This is a genomic window from Lacinutrix mariniflava, from assembly GCF_001418015.1.
GTDB lineage: Bacteria > Bacteroidota > Bacteroidia > Flavobacteriales > Flavobacteriaceae > Lacinutrix > Lacinutrix mariniflava.
On sequence record NZ_LIQG01000017.1, the window covers coordinates 237,763 to 252,332 of the forward strand.

The 14,570-nt window shown below is 31.3% G+C and carries 11 protein-coding genes; 9 read left to right on the forward strand and 2 right to left on the reverse strand.

Annotated elements, in window-relative coordinates:
- The first annotated feature begins 53 nt into the window (after positions 1-53).
- The 9 genes from ASC44_RS02470 to ASC44_RS02510 all read left to right on the forward strand — a co-directional run bounded on the left by ASC44_RS02470 (position 54) and on the right by ASC44_RS02510 (position 11,922).
- Complete coding sequence (locus tag ASC44_RS02470) at positions 54-1,556, forward strand: aldehyde dehydrogenase family protein (RefSeq protein WP_055437407.1); 1,503 nt, start codon at positions 54-56, stop codon at positions 1,554-1,556.
- 160 nt (positions 1,557-1,716) lie between these two features.
- Positions 1,717-2,247, forward strand: a complete 531-nt coding sequence (locus tag ASC44_RS02475) for an NUDIX hydrolase (RefSeq protein WP_055437122.1) — start codon at positions 1,717-1,719, stop codon at positions 2,245-2,247.
- Between the two features lie 140 nt (positions 2,248-2,387).
- Entirely contained in the window at positions 2,388-3,182 is a 795-nt protein-coding gene (gene truA / locus ASC44_RS02480) for a tRNA pseudouridine(38-40) synthase TruA (protein ID WP_055446037.1), read from the forward strand.
- Between the two features lie 84 nt (positions 3,183-3,266).
- Positions 3,267-3,449, forward strand: coding sequence for a hypothetical protein (locus tag ASC44_RS02485; RefSeq protein ID WP_152973249.1), 183 nt, complete (start codon positions 3,267-3,269; stop codon positions 3,447-3,449).
- Positions 3,450-3,741: 292 nt separating this feature from the next.
- On the forward strand, positions 3,742-5,421 hold the full coding sequence (locus ASC44_RS02490; protein ID WP_055446039.1) for an AAA family ATPase: 1,680 nt from the start codon (positions 3,742-3,744) through the stop codon (positions 5,419-5,421).
- 458 nt (positions 5,422-5,879) lie between these two features.
- Complete coding sequence (locus ASC44_RS02495; RefSeq protein ID WP_055446040.1) at positions 5,880-6,914, forward strand: hypothetical protein; 1,035 nt, start codon at positions 5,880-5,882, stop codon at positions 6,912-6,914.
- Between the two features lie 184 nt (positions 6,915-7,098).
- A complete protein-coding gene (locus ASC44_RS02500; RefSeq protein WP_055446041.1) occupies positions 7,099-9,273 on the forward strand; it encodes an endonuclease MutS2 in 2,175 nt (724 codons plus the stop codon).
- 201 nt (positions 9,274-9,474) lie between these two features.
- Positions 9,475-10,281, forward strand: a complete 807-nt coding sequence (locus tag ASC44_RS02505) for an alpha/beta hydrolase (protein WP_055446042.1) — start codon at positions 9,475-9,477, stop codon at positions 10,279-10,281.
- Positions 10,282-11,490: 1,209 nt separating this feature from the next.
- On the forward strand, positions 11,491-11,922 hold the full coding sequence (locus ASC44_RS02510) for a thiol-disulfide oxidoreductase DCC family protein (RefSeq protein WP_055446043.1): 432 nt from the start codon (positions 11,491-11,493) through the stop codon (positions 11,920-11,922).
- A 70-nt stretch (positions 11,923-11,992) separates the two neighbouring features.
- On the opposite strand, the gene ASC44_RS02515 is transcribed toward ASC44_RS02510, so the two are convergent.
- Positions 11,993-12,235 (reverse strand): hypothetical protein, encoded by a 243-nt coding sequence (locus ASC44_RS02515; protein WP_055446044.1) that lies wholly within the window; start codon positions 12,233-12,235, stop codon positions 11,993-11,995.
- 424 nt (positions 12,236-12,659) lie between these two features.
- Complete coding sequence (locus ASC44_RS02520) at positions 12,660-14,537, reverse strand: CPBP family intramembrane glutamic endopeptidase (RefSeq protein ID WP_083476225.1); 1,878 nt, start codon at positions 14,535-14,537, stop codon at positions 12,660-12,662.
- Between the last annotated feature and the right edge of the window lie 33 nt (positions 14,538-14,570).

Consider the following 14,570-nt stretch of genomic DNA (forward strand, 5'->3'; position numbering starts at 1 on the left):
TAATTAAAATGCTTGTCACAAAGTATTTATTCACATTAAAAAAACTTATAATTATGGCAAATGTAACTAAACCCGAATTTAAAGAAAAGTATGGAAACTTTATCGGAGGAAAATTTGTAGACCCAGTTAAAGGTCAATATTTCGATAACGTTTCTCCTGTAGATGGTAAAGTATTTACACAAGCAGCACGTTCAACACAAGAAGATATCGATCTTGCGTTAGACGCAGCACACGAAGCATTTCCTGCTTGGAGTACATCATCAGCAACAGAGCGTAGTAATATGTTATTAAAAATTGCTCAAGTTATGGAAGATAACTTCGAGTACTTAGCAACTTTAGAAACGATTGATAACGGTAAACCAATTCGCGAATCTCGTGCAGCAGATATCCCTTATTGTATCGATCACTTTCGTTATTTCGCAGGTGTAATTCGTGCAGACGAAGGTAGTATTTCAGAACATGATAAAGATACAGTAAGTATCGTATTACATGAACCCGTTGGTGTTGTTGGAGAAATTATTCCATGGAACTTTCCAATGTTAATGCTAGCTTGGAAAATTGCTCCAGCTTTAGCAGCCGGTTGTACAGCTGTTGTAAAACCAGCAGAACAAACACCTACAAGTGTTATTATGTTAATGGAACTTATTGGTGATATTTTACCAGCAGGTGTATTAAATATTGTAACTGGTTTTGGTGCTGAGGCTGGCGCGGCTTTAGCAACATCTAAGCGTATTGCAAAACTATCTTTTACTGGTTCTACAGAAACAGGACGTAAAGTTTTACATAATGCTGCCGAAAATATTATTCCAGTAACTATGGAGCTAGGTGGTAAATCTCCAAACGTGTTTTTTCCATCTGTAGCAGATCACGACGACGATTTCTTTAGTAAAGCTATTGAAGGTGCATTAATGTTCTCTTTAAATCAAGGTGAAATTTGCACTGCTCCATCACGTATTTTAGTGCATGAGGATATTGCAGATCTTTTTATCGAAAAAATGAAAGTACGTTTAAAAGCAATTAAAACAGGAAACCCATTAGATCCAGAAACTATGATTGGTTCTCAAGTTTCTAAGCCACAATACGACAAAATTCTTGACTATATTAAAATAGGAAAAGATGAAGGTGCAGAAGTTGTTGCTGGTGGTGATGCTGGTAATTATGAAGGTGAACTTTCTGAAGGATACTACATCCAACCTACAGTTTTAAAAGGAAATAATAAGATGCGTATTTTCCAAGAAGAAATTTTTGGCCCAGTTGTAGCTTTAACAACATTCAGTTCTACAGAAGAAGCAATTGCCATTGCAAACGATACGCCTTACGGTTTAGGTGCTGGTGTTTGGTCTCGTGATGCACACGAATTATACCAAGTACCTCGTGCTATACAAGCAGGTAGAGTTTGGGTAAATCAATACCATACTTATCCTGCTCACGCACCATTTGGTGGCGTTAAAGAATCTGGATTTGGCCGTGAAAACCACAAAATGGCTTTAGACCATTACCGCGTTGTAAAAAACATGTTAATCTCTTACGACAAGAAACCAATGGGCTTCTTTTAATTAAAACAAATTAGATTACCATTATAATAAAGCCTTGGATATATCCAGGGCTTTATTTTGTTTAATAACCCACAAATTAAACAAAGCATAAAACAAGTAACTGCACTACTTCTAATATAATAAACAAACCGTTATTTTTGCGCAAAATTAAAAGCTCTAAATGCAGAATTTAAAAACACACTATCATCCAGAGGTTATAGACCTTGAAAACAAATCTGTCTTTACAAGGTTAGCGACCAGAAGCATTGTTATTAATGGCGATTCTATTTTACTACTTTACACTAAAAGATATGAAGATTATAGTCTTCCTGGAGGTGGTTTAGATCTAGACGAAGATAAAATAGAAGGCATGAAAAGAGAGCTTAACGAAGAAACTGGTGCCCAAAACATTAGAAACATTAAACCTTTTGGTATTTACGAAGAGTACAGACCTTGGTACAAACCAGATTTCGATGTGCAACACATGATTTCCTATTGCTACACTTGCGAAATTAATACCGAACTCGGCAATACAAGTTTAGAAGCCTACGAAACAACTAATGGTATGCAAGCCGTTTGGGTTAATATACACACAGCAATTGCTCATAATATTAAAATAATGGCTACGAGCGATAAAAAAGGCATGTCTATAGAGCGAGAAACCTTTTTATTACAGCTAATAGCAGAAAAGAAAACGCTTAGTATTATTTAAAACACAAAAGCATAAATTAAAAAGTTTATGCTTTTTTTATGCAATAGAATCTGTACCGTTTAAAACATATAATAACTATCCTATTTATTTAGGTTGTAACCATTTTACAATACTTAGTTTTACTTTTTCTAATACAACACATGCGATATTTTATACATTTAGGCTTTAATGGTAGCGATTATAGCGGTTGGCAAAAACAAAAAGCCACCACAAATACGGTACAAGAAGTTATAGAAAATACACTTTCTCAAATATTTAAAAAGAATATTAGCGTTTATGGTTGTGGCAGAACAGATGCAGGCGTGCATGCAAGCCAATATGTAATTCAGATTAATTTAGACGAAGCACCAACATTCGATTTAAAATTCCGAATGAATAAAAACTTACCCAACAGCATCGCCGTTTTCGAAATTATAGAAGTTACCGTAGAGCAACATTGCCGTTACCATGCCGTAGCACGCTCTTACGACTATTTTATACATTGGCACAAAAACCCAATACTGCACAATAAAAGCTCCTTTTATCAAGATTATAAGTTAGATTTCGATGTAATGAAACAAGCCACAGCGCTTATTCGCGAAACCAAAAACTTTAAAGCCTTTTGCAAACAACCCGATTTATACGATAATACGTATTGCAACATTACCAACTGCCAACTCTTTATTAACGAAGCACAAGGCAGAATGCGTTTTACAATAACAAGCAACCGTTTTCTTCGTGGTATGATTAGAATTTGTGTGTATTATTTGCTAGAAGTTGGACGTGGTAAAATAAGTTTAGACACATTTAAGCAAATTTTAAGACAAGAAAAAGAGTTAAAAATAACCTATGCTGCACACCCAAATGGTCTTTTTTTAAGTAAGATTGAATATCCCTTTTTAGAGTTAGACAATTCTCAAAATTTGGTTAAGATGCTTAGTTTTGGTTTGGAGTGATTTTAATTTAGTTGAAATTGTAAGTACTAGCTATTGATGCATAATTCTATAAAAACACATATTCAAAAACTCTCTATTTGGATTATGAAAATAATACTTTTTAGTATTATTGTTCATCTTTTAATGCTGGCTATGCTTTTAATTGGAAAAATAAACGGTTCTCATTATAATGATGCTATAAGCTTAAAAAAAAGACTTTTTATGCTATTAACACAAGTTGTTGTTTTCTTTAGTGTAAGATTGATTGTTCGTAAAATGAAGAAATAATTTAACTACTCACCTATCTTTAAATTGAGAACAAATTTTATCTTTTTATTTAATATTTAGGTTTTTACGGGTTTCCGTAATTATTATATAATAGGTTGTTTTAAATTTGGATTTGAAGTGAATTTCGAAAACAAGCTAGTTAACTTATGTTAATAATTTTGTGTAAAACTAGCTCTGTAATCGTTGATAACCAATTTTTAAAAATATAACTTCGCTTAACGTATGATATAAAACATTGAAACGATTTTATATCAACGAACAACCGAGAATTCAATAAACCGAGAAAATATAAATGATACTTAACCAGAAAATAATAGTTAAAAATTATAAATGTTTTGACTCTAAAGAAGGTGGCGGATTTGATAAAATACTTCCAATTAACTTAATAATTGGAAAGAATAATTCTGGAAAAAGTAGTTTAATCGACTTAATTGAATTTTTGGTTAATAGTAACGACAATTTCACTAAAACAGGAAGAGAATCTAAAACACCCGCAATCATAATTGAACACACTCTTAATGAATCAAATATCTCTCGAGTCTTCCCTTCTGGAACTAGTGGTGGCGGAATACCAGGAAGAAGTTTTTACGAATATGGAAAACAATTTATAGGAAAAAAATACACTTATCAATTTAACGGTAAAAATCAAAAAACATTTGTAAGTACTGATGCTGAATATGTGCGGCATGCACAAAAGATGTTTGATTCTTTGGCTTCAGTAGTTGAATTTCCATTTGCAAACAAATCATTTTGTAATATTTCCGCAGAAAGAGATATTATTCCTGAAACGTCGAATACAGAATTAAAATTTTATTCTAATGGTGTTGGTTCAACTAATACCATTCAACAAATACTGAATAAAACAGACAAGGACAGTACAATAATCGAAAAAATATTACTTGAGGAACTAAATGTTATCATAAATCCCGATATCCATTTTTCACGAATTTTAGTTCAACTTGATGAAAATAACAAATGGGAGCTTTTTTTTGAAGATGCAAATCAAAAAAGAATCTCATTATCTAAAATGGGAAGTGGAATAAAAACAGTTTTATTAGTCTTATTAAACTTAATTGTTAGACCTAAAATTGAAAATAAAAATCCAAACTCGTATGTCTTTGCTTTTGAGGAACTGGAAAACAATTTACATCCTTCATTACAAAGACGTTTATATAATTATATAAAAAAATATTCAAAGAAACATGCAGCTTACTTTTTTCTTACAACTCACTCAAATGTAGTTATAGATTCTTTTGGTACTGATAAAAATGCTCAATTAATTCACGTTTCAAATGATGGAGATAAATCTACTTCAAAAACAGTTTTATCTTACAATGGAACAAAACAAATTTTAAATGATTTAGGTTTAAAAGCCAGTGATATACTTCAAAGCAATGGTATTATTTGGGTAGAAGGACCTAGTGATAGAAATTTTATAAATAAGTGGATTGAGATTCTTTCACCCGAATTAAAGGAAGGATTACATTACGTTATAATGTTTTATGGAGGTAGATTACTATCAAACTTATCATTTGATTTCGAATGGTTAAAAAAAGAAGTAATTCCATTATTAAAAATAAACCGTAATGCATATGTGGTTATTGATAGAGATGGAAAGACAATTAATACAAAACTCAATGAAACAAAAGTTAGAATCAAAGAAGAGATTGGAGAAAATAGATGTTGGATAACTAAAGGTCGTGAAATTGAAAACTATTTGTCTGACGAAACTCTATCAAATTGGTTGAATGAAAATCATAAATACAAAGTAGAAATAGTAAATAATAAAAACATTAAACTAGAAGAAAATATAATAAATTCTAACAATAAAATTAAACTAAAGTATAATCTTAATAAGACAATTTATTCATCTGAAATATCTGAATTTATAAACGTTGATTCTATAAGTATTATGGATTTAAATGAAAAACTGAATGAATTAATAGAAGCTATAAAAGAATGGAACAAGTAAATACTACACCTAACACCGTATATAATTTATTGCTGGCTTCTCGCCTACTTACGAAAGTTCTCGCGGACTTTCTTGGTCGGTAATTATTTACTAAATTAGGTGCTTAAACCACGCAACAAACCATATACAACAACGTTAAGCGAACCAACACAAAATTTCTATTCTCACTTACTATTCTCTTATTTTTTGAAAAAATAAAAGCTCTTCCTGTAAAGACATATTCTAAAAACAAAATATCATTCTAAAATAAAAATCTTAGAAAATAAATCTGTTCTAAAAAGATTAGCAACAGTAAGTATTGCTATTATGGAAGTAGAACTTGGAACCGCGTCAATGAAAGCTTACGAAATAAAAAATGGCATGTAAATTAATGATTATAAATAATTGCTTAGCTTTATGTGCTTTAGTAAACTTAAATCATTAAACGACTCAAACTCACAATTTAAAAATCTACAACAATGAACAAAATTCTAATCCTATTTTTATTAATATGTCTTAATATTTCGGCACAAAACGCTAAAAACACAGGTTGGATTATTCAGGAATTACACTATCCAGAAATAGCATTTCCAGAAGCTTTTAAAACCTACAAAGTCGAGATTAACGTTAATAGCGAAAGCATTAAACGCATTACAAATAAAGAGCAAGAAACGTCTACTTATAAAAATCCAAACATTACTAGCTTTGTAGATAGTTATATTAAATTACCAGGTTTCGAACTTTCGGAAACGCCAGATTTTATTTTAGAATTTTCAGATTTAGGGATAAAGCACATTTTAAGCGTATCGGAAAAGAAAAAATATGGTAAAGATGCTAAAAACACCTTTACTGGTGTTGTAGAATTATCGTCGGCTATAAAACTTGTTGTAAAGGACACTAACGGCATTATTCTGTTTGAAAAAGTATACACAAAAAAACAAGAAAGTGAAACTGCTAGTGTTTACAAAAATGCAAGCATTACCTCTAGTGACATTGCATTATCGCAAATTAAAAAGCAATACACAGCAAATGCCAGTGAATACAGATTTAACAAAAACACAACCATAGCAAGTAATAATGTTATGGATATTAATAACGAGTTAAAAGCTAAGTTTTCTAGATATTACAAGCCTAGACGCGTGAATTTATTTCTTGTTAAAAAAGAAGAAAAGTACGGTATAGATAATAATGCACAGGTAGAAAAACTAACAGCATTAAACACTACAAAATATAGCGATACGTATAATGCAGATTTAAAAAAGCTTGCTGAAGAAAGTTTAGCGAAATTTGAATTAGAATTATCTAAAATAAAAGATAAAACTGATAAGAAAGAAAAGAAAATATACTGGAGTTTATTAAGTAATATTTCGGGTGTTTACTACGCTTTAGGCAATTATGATAAAGCTATAGACTATGCAAAATTACGCGAAACGGTAGATTATAATAAAAAGTGGTCTTTTAATCTAGAAATAGCCGAAAAAAGAAAAGAAGTAATAGCGAAAAACAAAAGTTAAGCAACTAGTTTTATTACATAAAGAGAACACTTTAAAGCCATTTTAAAGTGTTTTTATGTTTATATCCGTTTTTCAAATGCGCGTTCTTAGATAAAACAGTATAAAATCTTCTTACTATTCCGTAACTTTGTTCAGCTAAGAAAAAGAATAAATTTAAGAGGTTTCCGTCTTCACGGAAAAACGTATGATAAACATTCACGAAAAAACATTAAAAGATTTAGAATTCGCAACCGTTTTAGAGCAAGTTAGCGAGTACTGTGTTACCAATTTAGGGCATAAAAAAGCATTAACCATTGAGCCTTATTTAGATAAAGAACGCTTGCTTAATGCTTTGCAATTAACCAATGAGTACGTGTCGTCTTACGATAATGGTAACCGAATACCAAATCATGGTTTCGATGCTATTACTAAAGAATTACAACTACTACGTATAGAAAACACCTATTTAGAAACGCATAGTTTAAAGAAAATAATCTCTATTTCGCTTACTGCAAACGAGATTGTTAAGTTTTTAAATAAGTTTGAAGAATATTATCCAAACCTAAAAGACTTTGCTCGTAATATAGAGGTTACTACGGCTATTATAGAGAAAATTGACGCGATTGTGGATCGTTTTGGAGATGTAAAAGATAGCGCCTCTCCTCTACTTTCTGAGATTAGGCAAACCATGAACAAGCTAAAAGGTAAAATTAATTCTAGTTTTACATCGGCATTAAACCAATACCAAAACCTTGAGTATTTAGACGATATTAGAGAATCGGTTGTAGAAAACAAACGTGTACTTGCTGTAAAAGCCATGTACAGACGTAAGGTTAAAGGTGCAATAATGGGCGGTAGTAAAACCGGTAGTATTGTTTACATAGAGCCAGAAACCACTTTACAACACACAAGAGAACTTAATAATTTAGAATACGAAGAAGGTGAAGAAGTTGTTCGTATTTTAAAAGAGGTGACTAATTTTTTACGTGACTTTTTACCATTAATAGAAGGTTATCAGAGCTTTTTAATAGAAATAGATGTAATTGCTGCTAAAGCAAAGTACGCAAAATCTATGGATGCTATATTGCCAGAACTTAGTGATAATCGTGAGTTACATTTACGAGATGCCTATCACCCACTACTCTATTTAAACAATGTCGCGAAGAAAGAAAAAACGTTTCCGCAAACCATAGGACTGAATAACGATAAACGCATTATTGTTATTTCGGGCCCAAATGCAGGTGGAAAAAGTATTACTTTAAAAACCGTTGGTTTATTACAGTTAATGCTGCAAAGTGGTATGCTTATTCCGGTGCATGAGCGTAGTACGGTTACTATTTTCGATCGTATTTTAACAGATATTGGAGATAACCAATCTATAGAAAATCATTTAAGTACTTACAGCTACCGTTTAAAACAGATGAATTACTTTTTAAAGAAAGTAAACAAAAACACACTGTTTTTAATTGATGAATTTGGAACAGGTTCCGATCCAGAACTTGGTGGTGCTTTAGCCGAAACCTTTTTAGAAGAGTTTTATGCCAGAAATGCTTTTGGTATAATTACTACGCATTACGCCAATCTAAAAATGCTAGCCAACGAGAAAGAAGAAATGATAAACGCTAACATGATGTTCGATGAGCGCACGTTAGAACCTATGTATAAATTAGCTTTAGGTCAAGCGGGAAGTTCGTTTACGTTTGAAGTGGCACAGAAAAACGGAATCCCTTATAGTTTAATTAACCGCTCTAAGAAGAAAATAGAACGCTCTAAAGTACGTTTTGATGCTACGATTGCTAAACTTCAAAAACAGCGTGCAAAACTGGAGAAAACAAGCGAGTCTTTAAAGGTTAACGAAAAGAAAAAACAAACGGAAGCCGATAAGCTTGAAGAGATTAATGCTAAGGTGCAAAAGAAACTAGAAAACTATCAAGAATTATACGATAGTAATCAGCGTTTAATTTACTTAGGACAAAAGGTAAACGATATTTCGGAGAAGTTTTTTAACGATAGAAAGAAAAAAGAATTGATGGGAGAGTTATTCCGTTTGGTTCAAATTGAAAACTCTAAACGTAAAAAAGTAACCGTAAAACAGGCGAAAGCTGTAAAGCATAAAGAAAAACAAGTAAAACAAGAAGCCGAGAAAACGGTTGAAGTAATACGCGAGAAAAAGAAAGTTGCCAAAGCGAAAGCAAAACTAGAACCAGTAAAACCAAAGTATATTCTTAAACTTGGAGATCGTGTACGCATGGAAGATGGTCGTGCTGTGGGAACTATAGATAAACTTGAGAAAAAGAAAGCTGTAGTAAACTATGGTATGTTTACAACGAGTGTAAATGTAGATTTATTGGAATTGGTTGAGTCTGTAAAGAAGAAGTAAGTAGTCTTTAGGAGGTAGTCTTAAGAAGGCAGTATTCAGTAGACAGTGCTTACTTTAATGCAACGTTACGTCATTGCAAGGCACGAAGCAATCTCATGATGTTTGGTATTATATTCAAGAGATTGCCACGTCGTAAAAACGACTCGCAATGACAAACATTTTTTAATTATTACATTTACTTCACTCATTAAAATCAAAACCATGAAGAACACTATTTACATACTACTGCTATCACTATTACTATTACTAACAGGTTGCGCAAAACAAGTGCAAGATGCAATACCAAATCACGATACATTTACAGTAATATCTAAAGAAGTGTCAGAGACAAGAGTAATTACTGTTTGGAAGCCAGCAGATTATTCGAAGAGCACAGATTCTCTTCCTGTTATTTATATGTTAGATGGTGGCATTAAAGAAGACTTTCCGCATATTGCAAATACCATTTCTAAGCTTGTTGAAAACAAAAGCATTCCTCCAATCATCCTTGTAGGAATAGAAAATACAGAGCGAAGAAGAGATTTAACTGGAGTATCTCAAGTTGAAGAAGATGAGGAGATTGCGCCTTTAGAAGATGGAGCGTTTACATTCAGGAAGTTTGTAAACAACGAATTGTTTTTAGAAATAAATAAGCGTTACAGAACGACAGATTATAAAGGAATTATTGGAGAATCTGTAGCAGGATTATTTGTTGTAGAAACGTTGTTATTAGAACCAGATATGTTTGATTTTTATATTGCAATGGATCCTTCTCTATGGTGGAATAATGGGCAATTAGTTTCTGACGCTAAAAATTATTTATCGAAATTCCCTTCAACTAAAAAGAAGTTTTGGTTTGCCGGTTCTAGTGCTGAAGATATTTCGATCTACACTAATAAGTTATCAAAAATCTTAAAAATAGATACACCAAATACACTTATTTGGGAATATTCTGACGAACCAAATGAGCAACATAATACTATTTTTAGAGCGACTAAAGAGAAGGCTTTAATTTGGGCTTTAAATTAATTGTTATTTACACACTTGTCACTTCGAGTGATTTGTGAGGCACGAGCAAATTGTATCGAGAAGTCATAAAAAAGTTCTCGATACAAAATTCTAAAAGATAATTTCTCTCGAACTGACAGCTTTACTTTAATTAAGCAAGACGTATTTTTAATATACACTTGTCACTTCGAGTGATTTGTGAGGCACGAAGAAATTGTATCGAGAAGTATTAAAAAGGTTCTCGATACAAAATTCTAAAAGAGAATTTCACTCGAACTGACGGCGTTACATCAATTAAACAAGACGTATTTTAATGCACACTTGTCACTTCGAGTGATTTGTGAGGCACGAATAAATTGTATCGAGAAGTCCTTAAAAAAGTTCTCGATACAAAATTCTAAAAGAGAATTTCACTAGAACTGACAGCGTTACTTTTATTAAACAAGACGTATTTTAATGCACACTTGCCACTTCGAGTGATTTGTGAGGCACGAGGAAATTGTATCGAGAAGTGATAAAAAAGTTCTCGATACAAAATTCTAAAAGAGAATTTCACTCGAACTGACAGCGTTACTTTAATTATTTAAGATGTCTTTTAATACATACTTGTCACTTCGAGTGATTTATGAGGCACGAATAAATTGTATCGAGAAGTGATAAAAAAGTTCTCGATACAAAATTCTAAAAGAGAATTTCACTAGAACTGACAGCGTTACTTTAATAAATTAAGATGTGTTTTAATATATACTTGTCACTTCGAGTGATTTGTGAGGCACGAAGAAATTGTATCGAGAAGTCATAAAAAGGTTCTCGATACAAAATTCTAAAAGAGAATTTCACTCGAACTGACAGCGTTACTTTCATAAATTATGATGTGTTTTAATATATACTCGTCACTTCGAGTGATTTGTGAGGCACGAGGAAATTGTATCGAGAAGTCGTAAAAAGGTTCTCGATACAAAATTCTAAAAGAGAATTTCACTCGAACTGACAGTGTTACTTTAATTAAGTAAGACGTATTTTAATACACACTTGTCACTTCGAGTGATTTGCGAGGCACGAATAAATTGTATCTAGAAGTCATAAAAAGGTTCTCGATACAAAATTCTAAAAGAGAATTTCACTCGAACTGACAGTATTACACCTAACCAATATTGAAAAGATGGTAACCTCACAAAAACTTCTTTCAATGGTATATTATTCTCTTTACTAAATTCGTATTTTTGTTCTGTGATAGATCAATTACCAAATAATAAAAAACTAATCCTATTCGATGGTGTTTGCAACCTTTGCAGCGCATCAGTTCAATACGCGATTACACATGATAAAAACAATGTTTTTATGTTTGCTGCATTGCAAAGTGATGTTGGTGAGCAGGTAATCAATCATTTTAAAATTGATGCTTCAAAAACAGACTCTATCCTACTCTATTCGCCAGAAAAGGACTCTATAAAGATTAAATCTTCTGCAGCTTTACATGTTGCTAAAGGTTTAGGTTTTCCGAGGAATTTATTATTTGTATTTTTAATAGTTCCGCCTTTTATACGTAATTACGTCTACGATTTTATTGCTAAAAATCGCTACAAATGGTATGGAAAGAAAGAGAGTTGCTGGATACCTACTCCTGAATTGAAGGCAAAGTTTATTGGTGAAATAAATTAGACATAAAAAAAAAGTCTGAAATTAATTTCAGACTTTTAAATATTTATTTAGATTGGATAATTAAATAATATTAGCACATTTTAGGTTTCTGCTTTTTAGAAGCAATTAACTTTAAATAAGCTGCTTTGTTATAATTTTCAATGTCAATTTCTTCCATTGTCTTAATACCTTTTACACTTATAACAACAGTTTTTTCAACTTCTAATGTCTTAGTCGTTTCAGTTATTACTTCTTTAATTTCGAGGGATTGATTTTCTTGAGCTGAAGCAAAAGAAACAAAAAGAAGTAAAAGTAATGTCGATAATAATTTCATTGTTTGGGTAATTAAGTAGGTTTAACACTGCTAATATATAATGGATTATTCATTACCAAGTAAAAAACCGCTAAACTACCAAAGTATTTGATTTACGTACTTTTATTACAAATTTCACCGACCAAATACATCATTTTAATCTTTAAATCTATAAGCGTTAGCCTATATTGAAAGTTATATTTCAACCATTTAGGTGTGTTGTTTACATTATAGTCACATTATTAATATTGCTCATGTTGTGATTTTTTTATGATAGTTTTTAAGTCATGAAAATGCAATACAGCTAGTTTTTCTTAATTTTTATGAATTAAGAATGCATGTTCAATCTATTGCGGTTTTTAGTGTAAAGACTTTAGTTACACTCAGTGTCTTATTTGGTAGTATCCCTATTGCAAAATTCGTGTAGAAATGACGTTATATTATATTAATTAACATAAAATAAAGCAACAGTAACTACAAAATTATTGACCATATGAAAAACAATACCAGTTGCTAAGCCTCTTGACCTTTTAACAAAATAACCTGTTACTAAGCCAAAAATAAAGTAAAATATAAATAAACTTAAATTAAAATGTGCTAATGCAAACAACGAAGCTTGTAGGACGTTTGCCACTCTATAACCTAAATGTTTTTCGGTTGATGTGAATATGATGCCTCTAAAGATAATTTCCTCATAAAAAGGAACTATTATAGCAACTACTAAAACACTTATATATAAACCATATTCATTTAATAGTGCGCGAATTTCCTCCTTTGCACTTAGGGATGATATATATTCAGCAGTGTCTGTAATGTCTATAAATGTGCCTAGAATTCTAATTATTATACCATTAAAAATTAGAAATAGAATACTTAACCCAATCATTTGCCTTATTGAGTTATCTGTTTTAAAAACAAACCGTAATCGCTTTTTATTGAGTAATATTAAAGTAAAGAATAATAGTAAACCACAGAATAATAATTGTGCATTTGCAGAAACGAGATCTGTTTCTTCTGCTATTTCACTAGAATAGTCTACAATATCAAAATAATAATTTAGTTCTTCTTGATAATTAAATGCTACAATTAAAATAACTAACGTAAGCATATAGAAAAAGCTAATTAACCAGAAATGTCTTAAAGTCCAATCTCCTGGAAGTTTAACGGCTTCTTTTACTTTTTTAAAACTAAAGTAATTACTAAGGCCATAAATTGGTAGGACCCATAAATAAGGAATAGCCAGTAATATTATTACCAATAGAACTAATACAAAGAGGTGAGATACCTCACCAAAAGACCAATAGTAACTTGGTGCTTTAAAGGCTAAGCGTAGTCGTTTTAATCCTAGGTAATCATCATAATAACTTTCGGTATACATACGTCTTAAAGAACGTATAGCTACCTCTGGATCTGAATATTCTAAATCATGATTGGCTAGTCTTTGAAGATTATTTATTTTATTCCAAGGTGCAATAGTATCGTTTACTAAATACGTTCTGGCTTGGCTATAATCTCCTTTTTGTTTAAAAATTTTATAAAGATTTCCATTTATAGAATAAGTAGAATCATTTGCTTTAATACGCTCATAAAGTTTTAAGGCTTCGGCATCTTCATTTAAAGAGATTAATAGTTCTCCCTTAGTATCTAAAATCCAATTAGGTTGTTCTGCATCTAAGTTTTTAAGAATACTTTCTCTCGCCTTATCTTCATTTTCTAAACGTAAATAGGCATTCGTTTTTAAAACAGATAAGTCTAAAGTATCATTAAACCTTTCAGCTAGATTAGCGTGCTTAATTGATTTGTAATCATCATCTTCAGAATAAAAATTCGCACTAACTTCGAATAAAATAGAAGTGTCTTCATAATCCCAATCGATGGTTTTGCTTTCGTATAAATCTATGGCCTTTTCAAGAAGAAATTGCCTTTCTTCGTTGTAAGTATACTCTAATTTATAAAGTAAAACTTTAGGGTGGTCAGGATATTTTTCTACTAAATTTGTTACACAATCTAGAGTTTCATCGTACTTTAAATTATAGTCTTCGTACTCATCGTAATAAGCACTTCCTATAAATTTACATTTATAAATTTGTACAATTATATCGTCTGGATTAGACCTGATATAGGTATCGTACTTATTCAGAATAACATTATAACGATCCGCTTTGGAATTGGTTAGCGTCTTTGCAAAATCTTTGTGACTGTCTTTTGCATTTACTTTTATGTTTTGTGCATTAGAGCACAAGAAAGTCAGTAAACATAAAAGTATTAGCGTATATCTAACCATGTATTTATTTAAAATGCCCTCGTTGCAAAATAAACTCATTTTTAGACCTATCGACCTATAAACAAGAATAAA